Annotated in this window: 18 protein-coding genes; 11 read left to right on the top strand and 7 right to left on the bottom strand. The window is 67.8% G+C overall.

The genetic code is table 11. The annotated features are described in order from the left end of the window. Nucleotides 1-55: 55 nt before the first annotated feature. The 4 genes from NP4_RS02580 to NP4_RS02595 all read left to right on the top strand — a co-directional run bounded on the left by NP4_RS02580 (nt 56) and on the right by NP4_RS02595 (nt 4878). Nucleotides 56-1102 (top strand): MCE family protein, encoded by a 1047-nt coding sequence (locus NP4_RS02580; protein ID WP_067991157.1) that lies wholly within the window; start codon nt 56-58, stop codon nt 1100-1102. Between the two features lie 75 nt (nt 1103-1177). Then, nucleotides 1178-1663 (top strand): PaaI family thioesterase, encoded by a 486-nt coding sequence (locus tag NP4_RS02585; protein WP_169813640.1) that lies wholly within the window; start codon nt 1178-1180, stop codon nt 1661-1663. A 78-nt stretch (nt 1664-1741) separates the two neighbouring features. Continuing rightward, nucleotides 1742-3373: a GMC family oxidoreductase gene (locus tag NP4_RS02590; protein ID WP_067991163.1), complete on the top strand. Its 1632-nt coding sequence runs from the start codon at nt 1742-1744 to the stop codon at nt 3371-3373. Then, nucleotides 3370-4878, top strand: coding sequence for an aldehyde dehydrogenase family protein (locus NP4_RS02595; protein ID WP_067991166.1), 1509 nt, complete (start codon nt 3370-3372; stop codon nt 4876-4878). Before NP4_RS02590 ends, NP4_RS02595 begins: the two co-directional genes overlap by 4 nt. A gap of 64 nt (nt 4879-4942) precedes the next feature. Here the strand turns inward: NP4_RS02595 and NP4_RS02600 are convergent, their stop codons facing one another. After that, complete coding sequence (locus tag NP4_RS02600) at nt 4943-5209, bottom strand: GlsB/YeaQ/YmgE family stress response membrane protein (RefSeq protein ID WP_067991173.1); 267 nt, start codon at nt 5207-5209, stop codon at nt 4943-4945. Between the two features lie 135 nt (nt 5210-5344). Next, nucleotides 5345-5767, bottom strand: a complete 423-nt coding sequence (locus NP4_RS02605) for a PPOX class F420-dependent oxidoreductase (protein ID WP_067991174.1) — start codon at nt 5765-5767, stop codon at nt 5345-5347. Between the two features lie 158 nt (nt 5768-5925). Here NP4_RS02605 and NP4_RS02610 point away from each other — a divergent pair, with 158 nt between their 5' ends. Then, nucleotides 5926-6156 (top strand): hypothetical protein, encoded by a 231-nt coding sequence (locus NP4_RS02610; RefSeq protein WP_067991177.1) that lies wholly within the window; start codon nt 5926-5928, stop codon nt 6154-6156. A gap of 48 nt (nt 6157-6204) precedes the next feature. Here the strand turns inward: NP4_RS02610 and NP4_RS02615 are convergent, their stop codons facing one another. The 3 genes from NP4_RS02615 to NP4_RS02625 form a co-directional block, all read right to left on the bottom strand. Continuing rightward, nucleotides 6205-6792, bottom strand: coding sequence for an HdeD family acid-resistance protein (locus NP4_RS02615; RefSeq protein ID WP_067991179.1), 588 nt, complete (start codon nt 6790-6792; stop codon nt 6205-6207). A gap of 67 nt (nt 6793-6859) precedes the next feature. Further along, on the bottom strand, nt 6860-7909 hold the full coding sequence (locus NP4_RS02620) for an AraC family transcriptional regulator (RefSeq protein WP_067991184.1): 1050 nt from the start codon (nt 7907-7909) through the stop codon (nt 6860-6862). A 3-nt stretch (nt 7910-7912) separates the two neighbouring features. Continuing rightward, on the bottom strand, nt 7913-8962 hold the full coding sequence (locus tag NP4_RS02625; protein ID WP_082875457.1) for an AraC family transcriptional regulator: 1050 nt from the start codon (nt 8960-8962) through the stop codon (nt 7913-7915). Between the two features lie 219 nt (nt 8963-9181). On the opposite strand from NP4_RS02625, the gene NP4_RS02630 reads away from it, so the two are divergent. From NP4_RS02630 to NP4_RS02645, 4 genes are all read left to right on the top strand, one after another. Next, nucleotides 9182-10480 (top strand): aldehyde dehydrogenase family protein, encoded by a 1299-nt coding sequence (locus NP4_RS02630; protein ID WP_067991187.1) that lies wholly within the window; start codon nt 9182-9184, stop codon nt 10478-10480. Between the two features lie 114 nt (nt 10481-10594). After that, nucleotides 10595-10915 carry a hypothetical protein gene (locus NP4_RS02635; RefSeq protein ID WP_067991190.1) on the top strand — a complete coding sequence of 107 codons (321 nt, stop codon included), beginning with the start codon at nt 10595-10597 and terminating at the stop codon, nt 10913-10915. Nucleotides 10916-11026: 111 nt separating this feature from the next. Beyond that, nucleotides 11027-12811, top strand: coding sequence for an MFS transporter (locus NP4_RS02640; protein ID WP_169813641.1), 1785 nt, complete (start codon nt 11027-11029; stop codon nt 12809-12811). Between the two features lie 188 nt (nt 12812-12999). Next, a complete protein-coding gene (locus NP4_RS02645; RefSeq protein ID WP_067991196.1) occupies nt 13000-13848 on the top strand; it encodes an NAD(P)H-binding protein in 849 nt (282 codons plus the stop codon). 1 nt (nt 13849) lies between these two features. Here NP4_RS02645 and NP4_RS02650 read toward each other — a convergent pair whose 3' ends face one another. Continuing rightward, nucleotides 13850-14251: a nuclear transport factor 2 family protein gene (locus tag NP4_RS02650; protein WP_067992013.1), complete on the bottom strand. Its 402-nt coding sequence runs from the start codon at nt 14249-14251 to the stop codon at nt 13850-13852. An 11-nt stretch (nt 14252-14262) separates the two neighbouring features. Beyond that, nucleotides 14263-14637, bottom strand: a complete 375-nt coding sequence (locus tag NP4_RS02655) for an ArsR/SmtB family transcription factor (protein ID WP_067991200.1) — start codon at nt 14635-14637, stop codon at nt 14263-14265. A gap of 92 nt (nt 14638-14729) precedes the next feature. Between NP4_RS02655 and NP4_RS02660 the strand changes: the two genes are divergently transcribed. Both NP4_RS02660 and NP4_RS02665 read left to right on the top strand, forming a co-directional pair. After that, on the top strand, nt 14730-16022 hold the full coding sequence (locus NP4_RS02660) for an MFS transporter (protein WP_082875459.1): 1293 nt from the start codon (nt 14730-14732) through the stop codon (nt 16020-16022). Next, nucleotides 16013-16873 (top strand): LLM class F420-dependent oxidoreductase, encoded by an 861-nt coding sequence (locus NP4_RS02665; RefSeq protein ID WP_067991202.1) that lies wholly within the window; start codon nt 16013-16015, stop codon nt 16871-16873. Before NP4_RS02660 ends, NP4_RS02665 begins: the two co-directional genes overlap by 10 nt. Nucleotides 16874-16921: the final 48 nt, after the last annotated feature.

Here is a 16921-nt window from a genome sequence, read left to right on the forward strand (position 1 = left end):
ACTGACCGATTGCCATAGCAGCGTATTCGCGGAGGGTCGAGGAGGTTCGCCGAAGATGCGTCGCATGTTGCTGCCCGCATCGGTATTCAGTGTGTTCGCGGTGGTGTCGCTATTGGTCACGGCGACGGTCTGGAACACCTTGGCGCGCACCGTGCCCGGGCCGACCGCGGGCTACTCCGCGACGTTCACCGATGTCCTGGGGTTGCGGGTCGACGATGATGTGCGTATGGCCGGGGTGCGGGTCGGCAAGGTGACCGGTATCGAACTGGCCCGGGACGCACGTTCGGGCAGACACGTCGCGAAGGTTTCCTTCGTCGTGCAGCGCGCGCAGACGCTCTACACCGACACCAAGGCCCTGGTGCGCTATCAGAATCTGATCGGCCAGCGATATGTGGCGCTCGCGCCGGGCGTCGCGGGGGACGCGCGGCCGCTGGCCGCGGGGGCGGCGATTCCGCTCGACCGCACCGAACCCTCGTTCGACATCTCGGGGCTGCTCAGCGGATTTCAGCCGCTGTTCGAGGTGCTGTCCCCCGAACAGGTCAACAATCTGTCCGGCACGCTGGTGCAGGCGCTGCAGGGCGATCGGGTCTCCTTGGCGGCGTTCATCACCCAGGCCGCCGATCTCGCCGTGGACTTCCATCGCCGCGACGCGATCCTCGCCGATGTGATCGCCAATCTGAGCCGGGTGATGAGCGGATTGGCCGCGCGCGGCAACGAACTCGAGACGCTGGTGACGCAGACTCGCGCGCTGATCGCCGGACTCTACGAGCAGGGTCGATCGTTGCTGGATTCGACCACGCGGATCGCGCGCGATACCGACAGCCTGCTGCGGCTGACCACCCGCGTTCGGCCGCTGCTGACCGATGCCCAGAATTCGGCGCGCGACGCGCTGACACTGCTGATCGACCACGGCGCGCAGTTGGACCGGGCCGCGATGGATCTGCCCGCGTTGCTGGGCGATCTGGGCCGTATGACCAGTGAGGGCACCTACACCACGTCGTATCTGTGCAGTCTGGACGTCTCGCTCTACGGCATCCTGCTGCCGCGCGGACTGCTGCCGCAGATCGGCGGGCAGTCCCGCTCGGCGGTCTGCCGGCCCTGAAGGTCTATTGACACAGCGCCAATTAGAACCTAATTTCGGGAAGCGAACTGTTCCCGCCGCGGAGGGCGAATGCCGATGACCTCGCTATTGTCGCGCGACGACGAGGCCGGTCGACGCCTGCCGCATCATCAGCCCAACTGCCTGGGCTGCGGCCCGGCCAATGAATCCGGGCTGCGCATCGCCTTCGTCCGCGACGGTGACGGGGTGCGCGGCGCCTTCGCCTTCGACAAGCGACACGAGGGCGCGCCGGGGCTGGCGCACGGCGGCGCGGTGGCGGCCGCACTGGACGAGGCCGCCGGGACCGCGCTGATGCCGCTGCGACTGCCCGCGGTGACCGCGCAGTTGAATGTGTCCTTCGCCGAACCGATTCCGCTCGGACGTGAGCTGAGCGTGCGGGCGCGCCTCGATCATCGCGACGGTCGCAAGCTGTACATCACCGTCGCCCTCGAATCGGACGATCGCGTCGCCGCGCGGGCCGAGGCGCTGTTCATCGAGGTCGCTCCGGAACATTTCACGGCCCACGGTGCGGAACCGGGAGATATTCCGGCACTGGGGATCTGACGAATCGAACGAACCGGCCCTGCCGTCGCGTGACAATGGGTGGGATCACGCTGGACCGGTCCTGCATTGGAGGTCACTATGACCGACCGGGAATCGTTCGACTACGTCATCGTGGGCGCGGGCAGCGCGGGCTGCGTTCTCGCCAATCGGCTCACCGAGGATCCGACGGTCACCGTCGCGCTGTTGGAGGCCGGTCCGGCCGACGACGCCGATGAGATCCACATTCCCGCCGCCTGGGGAAAACTCATTCGCACACAATGGGATTGGCGCTACGAGACCACGCCGCAGAAACAGCTGGGCGGGCAGCGCGCGTACTGGCCGCGAATGAAGGCGCTGGGCGGCTGCTCCTCCATGAACGCCATGATCTACATCCGCGGCAACCGCGTCGACTACGACGGTTGGCGGCGCGATTTCGGCGCGGTCGGCTGGAGTTATGAGGATGTGCTGCCGTATTTCGTGAAATCGGAGACCAATACCGGTCTGCGCTCGCCGTATCACGGCACCGATGGTCCGCTACATGTCGAAAATCCGCGCTACGTCCACGAACTCACCGACGCGTGGGTCGAGGCCGCGGTCGCCGCCGGATTGCCGCGCACCGCGGACTTCAATGCCGCCGAACAGGACGGGGTGGGCCGATACCAGGTGACGCATCGGCGCGGACGACGCTGGTCGACCGCGGACGGCTATCTGCATCCCGTCGCGGGGCGACCGAATCTGACCGTGCGCACCGGTGCGCACGCCACCCGGGTGCGGTTCGCCGGAACGCGCGCGATCGGCGTCGAGTATCGGCAGGGCGCGGACGAGCATGCGGTTTTCGCCGATGCCGAGGTGCTGCTGTGCGGCGGGGCGATCAATTCGCCGCAGCTGCTGCTGCTTTCGGGCGTCGGACCGGGCGCACAGCTGCGCGAGCACGGGCTCGACGTGGTGGCCGAGCTGCCCGGGGTCGGGGAGAATCTGCACGATCATCCGGCCACGCCGATGCTGTGGCATACCCGCGCCACCTCGGATCTGGCGCAGTTCGAGACGCCGCTGCGATTGGCGCAGTGGCAGGCGCTGGGGCGCGGGCCGCTGGCCTCGAATATCGGTGAGGGCGGCGGGTTCACGCGCACCACCGCGGAGCTGGCCGCACCGGATATGCAGTTCCATGTGGCCCCGACGGCGTTCTACGACAACGGACTTCACGAGAGTCTCGCCCCGATGTTCACCGCCGGGCCCACGCTGGTCGATGTGCACAGCCGGGGTCGGGTGCGGCTGCGCTCGGCCGATCCGCTGTGGAAACCGGAGATCGATCCCGCCTATCTGTCCGATCCGCGCGATCTGGACGCGCTGCTGGCCGGAATGCGGCTGCTGATCGAGATCACCCGTCAAGCGCCGCTGTCGAAATATATTGCGCGGCCCTACCTTCCGGAATCAGCCGACACCGCCGACGAGGACGGACTGCGCGCCCACATCGCGCGGTGGACCCAGACGCTGTTCCATCCCGTGGGCACCTGTGCGATGGGTACGGGTGAGATGGCGGTGGTGGACGCCGAATTGCGGGTGCGCGGGGTGGAGGGTCTGCGCGTGGTGGACGCCTCGATCATGCCGCGCATCGTGCGCGGTAATACCAACGCACCCGTCGTGATGATCGGCGAGAAGGCCGCCGATCTCATCCGTGGCCGCGGCGTCGCCACCGCGGTCGTTCCCGCCGCGAAGGAGAGCAGCCGATGACCGCCACCGGGGAAATCCACGACGTCGCAACGCGTCCCGTCTTCGAGGTCCGCAATCCCGGCACCGGTGATCTGGTCGGGACCTATCCCGTACATGGTCCGGAGGATGTCGCCGCGACGGTCGAGCGGGCCCGCGCAGCCTTCGCCTGGTGGTACGGGCTCGGGTATCGCGAACGCGCCGAACGACTTTCGCGCTTCGCCGGGGTGATCTCCCGGCGCATGGGGCAATTGGGGGCGGTGATCCACGACGAGACCGGTAAGCCGTTCTCCGACGCGGCGCTGGAGGCGGCGCTGGTGCTGGATCATTTGAAATGGGCCGGACGCAATGCTCGGAAGGTATTGGGGCGCAGGGGTGCTCGAGTCGGGTTGCTGACCTTCAATCAAGCCGCGTCGGTGGAGTACAAGCCGCTGGGCGTCATCGGGGTGATCGGGCCGTGGAACTATCCGGTGTTCACCCCGCTCGGATCCATCGTCTATGCGCTGGCGGCGGGAAATGCGGTGGTGTTCAAGCCGAGTGAGTTCAGCCCCGGCGTGGGCGCCTGGCTGGTCGAGATGTTCGGCGAGGTGGTGCCCGAACAGCCGGTGCTGCAACTGCTCACCGGCGATGCGAGCACCGGCGAGGCGCTGTGCCGGTCCGGGGTGGACAAGATCGCCTTCACCGGCTCGACCGAGACGGCCAAGCGGGTCATGGCGGTATGCGCGGAATCGCTCACCCCGATGGTGGCCGAATGCGGTGGTAAGGATGTGCTCATCGTCGACGCCGACGCGGATCTGGACGAGGCCGTCGAGGCCGCGGTATGGGCCGGAATGGCCAATGCCGGACAGTCCTGTATCGCCACCGAGCGGGTCTATGTGCATCGTTCGGTCTATGAGCCGTTCGTGACTCGGCTGGTGGCGCGGGCGCGTTCGTTGCGCGCCGGAATCGACGCCGAGGCGAAGATCGGCCCGATCACCATGCCCAAGCAGGTCAATGTGATCCGTCATCACCTCGAGGACGCGATCGTGCGCGGCGGGCGAGTACTCACCGGCGGCGTCGGAGAGATCAATGGCCAGGTCGTGCAGCCGACCGTCCTGGTAGACGTCCCCGAGGACGCCCTCGCCGTCACCGAGGAAACCTTCGGTCCCACACTGACGGTGGCTGCCGTCGACGATATGGACACGGCCATCGAGCGCGCCAATGCCAGCCGCTACGGACTGTCGGCGGCGGTCTACTCGAAGGCCCGCGGCCGAGAACTCGCCGAGCGTCTGCGCGCCGGAATGGTCAGCGTGAACGCGGTATTCAACTTCCCGCAGATCCCGTCCCTGCCGTTCGGCGGCGTGGGCGATTCGGGCTTCGGGCGCATTCATGGGCCGGATGGGTTGCGGGAGTTCACCTACGCCCACGCGGTCGCGCGTCAGCGCTTCGCGCCGTTGATGGCGATGACGACCTTCGACAGGACGGCCAAGACGGATGCCTTCATCGGCAAGGCGATGACAATCCTGCACGGAAAGCGCCGTCTGAAGTGACCGCCTGCCCCCGCCTCGGCCGCAAGCGGCCTCGGCGGGGGAAATTGGGGCCCTACTGGGCCAACTAGACCCGAGCTCGAATTGCCTTGTAGATGACCAGCAGGATGACCGCGCCGATGATCGCGCCCAGGACCGCGTGGTTGATGGGTGGGCGGACGTCGAATTTGTGGGGGGCGAAGACCAGGCTGCCGAGGGTGCCGCCGACGTAGCCGCCGACTATGCCCAGGACGATGGTCCAGATGATGCCGAAGTTCTCCTTGCCGGGAACGATCAGGCGGGCTATGGCGCCGGCGACCAGACCGATGATGATCATCACGATGATGCTGCCCATGACATTCGCTCCTTGCGGCAGGCTGATACGGGCATACCGAAGGTAGCAGGACATCGTGGACCGACGAGTGTGTTCGTGGCCGCACTGTGATGCGCCACGCCGCGTGCCGCGTATTCGGGCGTGGCGCAGTATTTCTCAGGAGGCCCAGGGGCCGATGCCGGCGACTTTCTCGATGCGGACGCGGGTGAGGTAGCCGGGCGGGGCGTCGTCGGGCGGGAAGTGGGATTCGGGGCTGGCGAGGGTCTGGGCCAGTTCGCGCAGGAGTTCGGGGGCCCCGCCCTCGACGATGCGCGCGGTGCCGGTGACCGTGAGGTAAGGCCGCATGACCTCACCGCGCTCGGGGGACAGGATGGTCAGCGCGACGCGGCCGTCGCGGCGCACATTACGGACCTTCTGATAGGCGCCCAGATGCGCCGAAACCAGTTCATCGCCCTCCGGCGTGGACCGCAGCGCCACCCACACGACGCTGACCTGCGGGCTCCCATCGGGATTGAGGGTAACCAGGGTCGCATCGGCCCCGGCCCCGATCAGCGCGCGAGCCTCATCGTTCAGTCTCATGTGCCGTAGTAACCCGCGGCTGAGCCCCGATCATCCCGCAGAATGACCGCCCCACCGCAAAGGATGACGACGAAAGCGCCCTCCCGGTGGATGCCCCCGACCACCCCGATCTTCCAGACTGCTTTGGACGGAACGAGTTTGCGGAGGAGAGGTCGGCCGTGGCGGACAAGAGCAAGCAGGAACAGACCGTGCTGTGGACAGTGGGATTGATTCTGCTGGTTCAGGGGTTCGGTTCGGCGGTGACCGAGGCGGTCTGGCAGCACTCGTTCGGAGTGTCGGGCATTCTGATCCACTACGGCGCGCCGGTGTGGACGTCGTGGATCATCGGGGTGGTCGGACTGGCCGTCTGCGGCTGGGCCTTCCAGGTCGAGCGCGCGAAGCGTCCCTGAAAACAACTGTGCCCCAGGTGAATTCACCTGGGGCACAGTGCGGTCGGCTCAGAGCCCGCCGGGCGCATTCTTGGCCGCCGAGCGAACGCCGAAGCCGTACACGATGTCCATCACGCCGATGAAGATCAACCACCAGCCCGCCACCAGGGTCAGCGTCGCGATGGAATGGATCGGCCACACCACCAGGGCGATGCCACCGAGGATCACCACGATGCCGAAGAAGATCGACCAGCCCTTCCCCGGCAACCCCGGCGGGGCCTCGACGCCCGCGACCAGAGCCGCGATGCCGCGGAACATCCAGCTGATGCCGATCCACAGCGCCAGCAACACCACAGCGTCACCGATATTGCGCAGAGAGAAGAATGCGAGAATGAACGACAGCACACCGCTGATGAGCGAGAGAACTCGCCAGCCCGTGCTCACATGCGGCCCGAACGCCGCGACCAACTGCAGGATGCCCGAGATCAGCAGGTAGATACCGAACAGAATGCCCGCCACGACCAGGGTAGGTCCCGGCCAGACCAGCACCACAATGCCGACGATCACCGACAGAATGCCGATGACCAGCAACGACTGCCACGCGCTACGAGCCAGCCGGTGCATCGGACCCTCGTAAACAACATTGCTGGTTGTCATGGTCGAAGAATAGGACGATCCGGCCGAACCGGGGCCGATCTACGCATCTCGACCGTGTCACGGACCGTCAAACCCGTACGGTCACCCGGCCGCGATTCGCCCTGGCGAACTGCCCGGGCGACTGTCCCTTCCACGACCGGAACGCCGAGGTGAAGGCCGAAATGCTGGAATAGCCGAGTCGGTCGGCCACCTGCTCGACGGTCAGCCCGGCCATCAGCAATTCTTCGGCAAGCAGGCCGACGGTCTCGAGGTTCAGCTCACGGAAGGTGGTGCCCTCCTCGGCGAGCCGACGCCGCAGCGTGCGAATGCTGACCCCCAGTTCGGCCGCGATGCGCGTCTGATCGGTGATCCGCCCGCACCGGATGAGCAACTCGCGGACCCGCCCGCTGACTCCCCGACGATCGCGGCGGCTCTGGATCAGGTCCGCGCACTGCTGTTCGTAGAACCGCACCGTGGCCGGATTCGCCAGGGGCAGAGGGTTTTCCAGCGCAGCGCTCGGCCAGCCCAGGATGGTGTCGCGCGCGGAGAACACCACATTCTCGGCCCCGAACAGGGCGGCGAACATCTCGTACACCGGATGCGGATCCAATGCCACCTCGACCCGCACCGTGGGCACCTTCATCTGAATGAGGTCCTGCTGAATGGTGGTGATGGCCGCGATATCGCGTTCGAGGACGAAACGTCTGAGCTCGGCCGGGACGGTGTGATCGTCGCGGGTCAGCCAGATCTCGTCCCCGTGGTCGTGCAGGATGTAATGCGCGCAGGTGAACAGCAGATCGGCATGGCGCACCGAGATCTCCAACGCGTGGCGCAGCGTCGCGGAACTCATCACCGCGAAGCCGAGCACGCCGAGGCTCGGCGGATGGCACAGTAGGCCCGCCATCAGTCCGAGCCCGGGTTCGTCGCCGACCGCGGTGACCACATTGTGGGTCAACCGCATCTCCTGATCGAGGGTGACCTCGGCGCCGGGGTCCTGTAGCTGCGGTTCGCGAATCCCGGTGCCGCGCAGGACTTCCGACATGGCCAAGCCGCGCCCGGTCGCGAAATTGGCCAGCAGCGCCGCCCCGGTGGTCGAGCGCGGTCGGGCGCCGCAGTCGGAGGAGCAGGTGGCGGTCATCGGCTACACCCGCACCGTGACGCGCCCGCGGTTGGCGCGCGCGAACTGCCCGGGGGACTGGCCCTTCCAGGAACGAAAAGCGGAGGTGAAGGCCGAGACGCTGGAATAGCCGAGGCGGTCGGCGACATGTTCGACGGTCAGTCCGGCCACCAGCAGCTCCTCGGCGAGCATGCCGACGGTCTCGTTGCTCAGTTCCCGAAAGGTGGTGCCCTCGTCGGCGAGTCGGCGGCGCAGCGTGCGGACGCTGACATCCAGATCGGCCGCGATCCTGCTCTGATCGGCCAGCCCGCCGCGCCGGATCAACAGCTGCCGTACCCGCCCGCTGATTCCGGATCGTCCGCGCCGCAACTGAATCAGGTCCGAGCACTGCTGTTCGTAGTAGCGCTGTGTGGACGGATTCGCCTGTGGCAGAGGCATATCCAGTGCGTGGCTCGGCCACACCATGCGGGACCGCTCGGCCTCGAGTTCGATGGTTTCCACCGACAGCAGGGTCGCGAACATCTCGTAGATGGGATGTGCGGGCAGGGTCAGTTCGACGCGGACCGGTGGCACCCGCATCGGCAGCAGGTCCTGCTGGATGGTGGACACCGCGGCGATATCGCGTTCCAGCACGAAACGCCGCAGATCGTCGGGGACGAAACGGTCGTCGCGCAGGATCCAGGTCTCCCTGCCGTGATCCTCCATCCAGTGTCGGCCCAGGGTGGAGGCCAGATCGGCGTAGCGGATGCCGACCTCGGCCGCCTGCCGCAGCGTCGTGCAACTCATGATCGCGAAGCCGAGCACGCCGAAGTTCGGTGCGTGACACAGCAGTCCGGCCATCAACCCGAGACCCGGCTCGTCGTCGACTCCCCGCACGATATTGCGGGTCAGGGTGATTTCCTGATCGATGGTCAGCTCGGAGGTGGGGTCGCGCAGCTGGTCCTCGGGGATCCCGGTGCCGCGCAGAATATCCGGCAACGACATGCCGCGCGTCTCACCGAAGTCGGCCAGCAGGGCCGCGCCGGTGGTGGAGCGCAGTCGAAGTGGCTCATCCGTTGCCCAGTCATCGTCCACACCGAAAATCGTCGCAGAATTCGCCCCGCGAGCGTCCCATATTCGCCGATTTGTGGCCCAATGCGTGCTGGTTGCGCGGGCGAGATAGCCATACGGTTTCTCTCATGCCGCATCGCGATCGGCGCACCCTTTCGACCCGGGCGTTCGTCCACTTCGCCCGAGTGCTGCGCGATCGCGGTGTGGCTTCACCATTGTCGACGCGCCGGAGTGAGCCCCCGAATGCTGTCCGCTCGTTCGAATTCCACCAGCACCGCCTGGATCACCGTGACCGCGCCCGCCGACGGCCGGCTGCTGGGCACCGTGCCGACCCATACCGCCGACGGGGTGGACGCGCTGGTCGCGGCGTTGCGCCGGGACCAATGGCACTGGCGCTCACTGGGTGTCGTAGGACGGGTGCACTGGATGACCCGATTCCGGGATTGGCTGCTGGACAACCGTGACACCCTGGTGGAACTGCTAGCGGATGAAACCGGAAAGTCGGTCTGCGCGGCCGAGCGGGAATTCCGGCTCGGTATCGACGCCGTCGATTTCCATCGCACCCACGGCGCGGATTTCCTCGGCACGCAACGGCTGCGCTCGCTGCGGGTACCGAATGTCGCCCTGCGGCTGACGATCGCGCATCATCCGTGCGCGGTGGTGGGCGTACTGACCGGATGGACCTATCCGCTGGCGACCATGCTGTTCGACGCGGTGCCCGCGCTGCTGTCGGGTTCGGCGGTGCTGGCACGCCCGGCGTCGGTGACGCCCTTGACGACTCGCGCGGTGGTCACCGGCTGGAGTCAGGTGGGCGCGCCGCCCGTTCTGGAATACGCGGTCGGCCCGGATGCCGGGCCCGCGGTGGTCGACACCGTCGACGCGGTGCATTTCACCGGATCCCCGGAGACCGGCAAGGTGGTGGCTCTGCGCGCGGCCGCGCGGCTGATTCCGTGCCGCCTCGAATTGGGCGGCAAATCATCAGCAATCGTGCTGAAGGATGCCGATCTCGATCATGCCGCCGTCGGAATCGCATTGGGCGGACTGGCCGAATCCGGGCAGAACTGCCACAGCGTCGAGCGGGTGTTCGTCGAATCCGCCGTCTACGACGCCTTCGTCGATCGACTGGTCGCCGAGGTCGCCGCGTTCGGCACGGCCGATCCGGACGACACCGGTGCGGACGTGCTGACCTCGGCCGCACATGTGCGCCATATCGAGGACCAGGTACGCGACGCGGTGGCGCACGGTGCGCGACTGCGCATCGGGGGCGCCGGATCCGGACATATGTTCGCGCCGACCGTACTCGCCGATGTCGCGCCCGGCGCGCGGGTGCTGACTCGGCAGACCCTCGGGCCGGTGCTGCCGGTGGTGCGCGTCGCCGACGCCGAACAGGCCATCGCCGCCGCCAACGACACCTGCGGTCCGTGCGTCAGCGTGTGGACCACCGACGACGCGGCCGGGGCCTATCTCGCCGGCCGTCTACTCGCGTCGCGGATCGGCCGCAACGACGTCTCGGTCCACCTCGTTCCACCCGCGTATACGTGATATCCGCTGTCAGAAGGTAGTTCACAAAAGGTAGTTCGGAATCGACGAGAGAGTCATGAACAACTATCACGAATATGGTTTCCGATCCTTCGATTTCGCCGTGGTGGAGGTGAAATGATGGGCAGCTGGCAGGTTTTCGCGGCGACCATGGTCATGGTCGGCATGATGACCGCGGTGGTACTGGGCGTGCGCCCGCAGCGAATTCCACACGGACGCACGGTCGACGAGATCCGGCAGCGCATCCTCACCGAAGCCCTGATTCCGATGTCGCCGCCGACGGCCGCGCTGCCGCACACCGAGCCCGATCATCCGCTGGCGGTGCCCGAGGCGCATCGCACGATGCAGCAGCATCTGGACTGCACGGTCACCGACTGCGCACGTAAGGCCGCGGCGTTTCGCGTCCTCGTCGCGGCCGGTCGTCTGAAGCCGCGCTAGCGAAAAATATTCGTATCATTCACGACGCGCCACGTGTGCTTCCGGGAATTCGTCACCGCGCTGGGCAATATGTCCGCAACACCGGTGGAATTCTCCGCAGAAAGGGTGCGTGTGACGACGTTCGAAACGCCGACGCTGCAGTTCTGGCCGTCCGGAGTGCGCGCGCGGCGGGAGCGCCGCACCCTCGCGCTGGTGACCATCGCGCTGCTGTCGTGTGTCCAGGGCCTCGATACGGCCGTGCATTCGGTCGCACTACCCGGGGCACGTGAGGAGTTGGACATGGGCCCCGGTGTCGCGGCGACGGCCGCCGGCATCGGGGCCCTCGTCTCGGCGGCGTGCATTCTGGCCGTGGGCATGCTGGGTGACCGCACCGGCCGACGGCGAATGCTGCTGTGCGGCGGGCTCGCGGTCGCACTCGGCAGCATGCTCACCGCCTTCGCGCCCGATTCGAATGCGTTCCTGCTCGGCCGGGCGCTCACGGGGATGGGTGTGGCGGCGACGGTGGTCACCGCGCTGGCCCTGGTGTCCGCGCTGTACTTCCGGCACGAACTGCCCTGGGTGTTCGGGGTGTGGCTGGGTATCCAGGCCGTCGGGGTGATGGTCGGTGGCATCGGATTACAGGTCGTCAGCTCCGAAACACCCTGGCGCAACGGTTATCTGGTGATGGCGTGGATCGCGTTGGCGCTGGCGGTACTCGGCTGGCTCGCGGTTCCGGACAGCCGTCCCGCCGGTCCGCGGCGATTCGATACGGGTGGGGTGATTTTCGGCGCGGTCGCCTTGGTGGCCGCGCTGGTGGCCGTCGGCCGTTCGGTGGACTATCGCTGGAACAGCCCGGGCGCGTTCGGCACGCTGGCGCTGTCGGTGCTGGCGTTCTCCGTATTCGTACGGTGGGAGCGGCGGCGGGGGCGGCCCGCTTTCCCGGTGGCGCTGCTGGATTCGCTGCCCTTCGTCGCGGCGTGTCTGGCCGGGGTGGTGTTCGCGTTCGCCGAGACGGTCTATCTGCGCCAGACCGCGGCGTTGCTCGCCGACTATGTGAACGGGCCGGTGCTGACGGTCGCCCTCGCGCTGGTGCCGCTGTCGTTGGGCATGCTGCTCGGCGCGGTGCTGGCGGGGCAGGCGCAGGAGAACGGGACCTCGGCGCGCGCGGTATTGGCCTCGGGGCTGATGTGCTGCGGGCTCGGCTCGCTGATCCTGATCTTCGTTGCCGAGCGGACCGAGCTGTGGCTGTACGCGGCCGCGGGCGCGCTGATCGGATTCGGGCTGATGTGGGCGCAGAACGCGCAGTCGGTGTTGATCGTGTCCGCGGTGCCGCCGACCGGTGCGGGCGCGGTGGCGGCCGCGAAATTCGGTGTGGCGCAACTGGGTTACGCCCTGGGGTTGAGTACGCTGCCGCCGATAGTGGCCTCCTTCCCGGTCACCGCGCCGGTGGGCAGCGTGCAGGCCGACGTCCACCGCTATACCGGGGCCATGTTCGTCACCAGCGTTGTGGTGTTCACCGCGGCGCTCGGGGTGACGATCATGGTGTCGGGCAATCTGGCCCGGGTCGTGGTGCGCACGCCGCTGCCGCATCGGCTGGGCAGCGCGCGGCCGGTGCCGATCCGGCTGTGGTATCGGGGCGCTCAGCTGCACGGGGAGCAGGCGCTGCCCCAGACCCAGCGCGCCGCGAGTGACCAGTTCCGCCCGGCGGGCGCCGCCGTGGAGATCGGTGGGCGGCCGGGAAAAGTACTCGAGCAATTGGGATTCAGGATCGAGCGCCTGCGTAGGGATGCCGGAGGCGGTGACGACTGTCTCGCGGTGGCCCTGGATCGGTTCGTCCAGCGGCGAGGCAACGCGGTCGAACTCCGCGAGGGGCAGGTGTTCGCGCAGGAGCCGGTGATGCACGGTGAGCACCGCTAGGTTCGTCGCTCGAAGTGATGTGGGCTTTCTCGACTTCGCGGCGCGATATCGACCGAAACTCGGCGCTCGAAGCGAAAGTGTGGCGGATTCGGTTCGATTCGATGCGGTGAATGGTTCGAATCATCCGGCGGTCGCAGGCTGGCCGGGACGCGGGAGTCGCCCGCGGTCGGTCGAGCCGAGGAGTTGGGATGATTGTCGTGACCGGTGCCACCGGGACCGTTGGGCGTGCGGTGGTGCGGCGGCTGTGTGATCGGGGCGTGCGGGTGCGGGCCACGACGCGGCGACCCGAAAGCGCCAGGCTGCCCGCCGAAGTCGAGGTGGTCCGGGCGGACCTGGACGATACCGACGGCCTGATCGCCGCGCTGGCCGGGGCCGAGCGGGTGTTCGCGGTCGCCAACGGGCCCGAGATTCCGCGCCACGACGCGAATCTGGCGCGGGCGGCCGCGGTGGCGGGGGTGGCGCAGATCGTCAAATTGTCCTCGGGGCGAGTCGAGGACGAGACCGCGAACGATCCGATTCCGCGCTGGCATCGCGCGGGGGAGCGAGCGGTGCGCGAGAGCGGTCTGGCCTGGACCATGGTGCGGCCCTTGGGATTCATGTCCAACGCACTGCACTGGGCGCGGTCGATCCGTGATCACGACACCGTGTACGCGCCCTACGGCCACGGCCGAATCGCGGTGGTGGATCCGGAGGATATCGCGGCCGTCGCGGTGTGCGCGCTCACCGAACCGGGACATGAGGGTTGCGGCTATCTGCTCGGCGGCCCGCAGGCGTTGAGTCCGGGTGAGCAGACCGCGATTCTGGGCGAGGCGCTCGGGCGGCCGCTGCGCTATGTCGAGACCTCGCCCGAGGACGCGCGGCGGGCGCTGTTGGACGCCGGGCTCGCGGTGGAGGTGGCCGATGCGGTCATGGCGCTGCGGGCCGGTGCGCTGGAGGAGTTCACCGCGCGGATGCACGCCACGGTCGAGGAGGTGACCGGACGCTCGCCCCGCGGGTTCGGCGAGTGGGCGGTGGCGCATCGGTCCGAGTTCGAATAGGTCAGGGAGTCAACGGCTTTCGGCGTGGCACCACGCGACGGTGGGTGATCCGCCAGCCGTCGGGGGTGCGGCGCACGATGTCCTCGTAGGTGACGCTCGCGACCGTGCCGTCGGCCCCGATTCCGATGCCCTTCGAATGCACCAGGGCAGCATCGCCGTCCAGGGCCGAGACCACGACATTGGTCACATGGTGCGCGAGCGGATTGCGGTCGCCGAGTTCGAGGGCCATATCCCGCAACGCGTCCCGGCCCTGTACCACGCTCCCGCCCAGTTCGGTCAGGTTGTATTCCACCTCCGCCACGAAGATCTCGCCCATCCGGTCGAAATCCCCGGCATCGCTGAGATGTCCGTGCAGTGCGAGCAGTTCGTGAATCGCCAGCCGGTCCGCAATCGAGATCGCCATGGGCGTCAGTATCACTCGCTCGGCGTCCAGTCGGCCACCAGTTCGAGCAGTCCGGGGAAGCGGGCCTCGAGATCGTCGATGCGGACCTGGCTGCGACGCTCCAGACCGTACTGGCGCTGGCGCAGCACCCCGGCCTCGCGCAGGGCCCGGAAGTGATGGGTCAGTGAGGATTTCGGCCGGGGTATGCCGAACCAGCCGCAGGTGTGGTCGTAGTCCTCGGCCTCGAGCAGCAGGGTGCGCACGATGCCCAGGCGCAGCGGATCGCTGAGCGCGCCGAGCACCGTCTCGAGCCGGATGTCCGCGACGGCCGGTTCGGGCAGCGGTTCGGGCGTGCCCGGGGGTTCGGCGTGGCGGGCCCAGGCGGTGCGGGGGGTCGTGCGGGTCATGAGAACACAGTACGACTTTTCACGTACTGGTGCTACAGTTCGACTCCACTCGTACAAGTACGAGTTTTTACGTACTACTCGTGGAGGTTCGGATGGCTACCCTGACCCCGGCGCACACACTCGCGCCCGACCGCGTTCCGCCCGGTCGGATCTGGTTCGCGGCCTGGCCCGTTCTCGTGGTGTTCGTGCTGTCCAATGCGGCGACCCCGCTGTATCCGCTGTGGCGTGAGCGGTTGGGGTTCTCGGCCGGGACGCTGACGGTGATCTTCGCGGGCTATATCGTCGGGCTGATCGCGGCGCTGCTGGTCGCGGGCGTGCTCTCGGATCGAATCGGGCGGCGGCCGGTGCTGCTGCCGGGGCTGATGCTGGCGCTGGTGGCCTGCGCGTTGTTCGCGACGGCGAATTCGGTTGTGGTCCTGGGGATCGCGCGGGTGCTGACCGGGGTCGCGGTGGGTGCGACGGTGTCGGCGGGGATGGCGGCCGTGGCCGATGTGGCCGGGCCGGGGCGAAAAGGGTTGGCGGCCTTGGCGGCATCGACGGCGATGGTGTTCGGCGCGGGGACCGGGCCGCTGCTGGCCGGGGTGTTGTCGGAGGTGGTCGCGGGGCCGACCGTGGTGGTGTTCGTGGTCGAGGCGGTGTTGCTGGTGTCGGCGGGGGTCGTCGTCATGCGGCTGCCGCTGACGGCTCCGAAGGTGAGAACCGCTGGGCTGGTGCGTATTCCGACAGTTCCCCGGGCGAATCGACGGGATCTGCTGCTCGGTGTCGCGGTGTTCGCGCCGGGGATCACCTCGACCTCGTTCGTGCTGTCGTTGGGTCCGTCGCTGCTGGTCGGTCTGCTCGGGACGGGTAATCGAATCGTGGCCGGGGCGATGGCCTTCGCCATGTTCGCCGCGGCGACGGGTGCGCAGTTCGCCGCGCGGCCGTGGCCGGTGCGGCGGGTGCTGCTGGCGGGGGCGTGCGCGGTGGTCGCGGCCATGGCGGCCTTGGCCGTCGCGTTGTCGGCGCATTCGGTGATCGCGCTGGTGGTGGCCGCGGTACTGGCCGGGGCCGGGCAGGGGCTCGGGCAGTTCGGCGGGTTGACGCTGCTGTTCACCCGGGTGCCCGATGCGCGTCGGGCCGAGGCGAACGCGGCCTTGAACATCGGCGGTTACGTTCCCGCCGCCGTATTGCCGGTCACGGCGGGATATCTCGGCGATGCGGTCGGGTTGGGCTGGGGTGCGGGGGCTTTCGCCGCCGTGTTGGGGCATTCGCCCTGTTCGGAGCCGGTGTGGTGGGCCGCGGGACTAGGGTGGATCGGTGACCGGGTGCGCCGGATCGGATATTCATGTTGGTCCCCCCGGTCGGATATCCATGTTCTCGACGGAGGAGAGACGCTGTGGATCTGAGCTTGCACTACTGGAACTATTCGACTCCGGCCGATCCGGCGCGCATCGCCGCGACGCTGGCCGAGACCGCCCGCATCGCCGAACAGGCCGGATTCGCGGGATTCACCGTCATGGACCACTTCTTCCAGATGGAGCATCGCGGCACCGCCGACGAGCCGATGCTGGAGGCCTACACAACCCTCGGCTACGTCGCCGCGGTGACCGAGCGAATCCGCCTGTCGGTCCTGGTGACCGGCGTGATGTACCGCCACCCCGGCCTGCTCGCCAAGATCGTCACCACCCTCGACGTCCTCTCCGGCGGCCGCGCGGAACTGGGCATCGGCGCGTCCTGGTACGAGCGCGAACAACTCGCCCTCGGCGTTCCGGTGGTACCGGTGGCCGAGCGGTTCGAGCGGCTCGAGGAGACCTTGCGGATCTGCCTGCAGATGTGGAGCGACAACAACGGACCGTACAAGGGCGAGCACTACCAACTGGCCGAAACCCTCTGCGTACCCGCACCGCTGACCCGCCCCCGCCCGCCCATCCTCATCGGCGGAGGCGGCGAGAAACGAACCCTGCGCCTGGTGGCCCGCTACGGCGACGCCTGCAATCTGTTCGCCTCGAGCGTCGAGGAGATCACCCACAAACTCGACGTCCTGCGATCCCACTGCGAATCCGAGGGCCGCGATTACGACGCCATCCGCAAGACGGCGCTGTACTTCGGTTCGGTGGATGATCGCGACGGATTCCTGCGAGATGCGGAAACGTATGCGGCGCTGGGTATTTCGCAGTTCGATTTGATGCCGGACGGTGATCCGATCTCGTATGCCGAGCGGGCGGGGGCCTTGGTGTCGGGGGCTTCGGGTATCTGAAAAGGAGGGCTGGCTGCGCCTGAGGCGGTGGGTCGCGGGGGAGGTTGT

Source organism: Nocardia pseudobrasiliensis NBRC 108224 (assembly GCF_001613105.1).
Lineage (GTDB): Bacteria > Actinomycetota > Actinomycetes > Mycobacteriales > Mycobacteriaceae > Nocardia > Nocardia pseudobrasiliensis.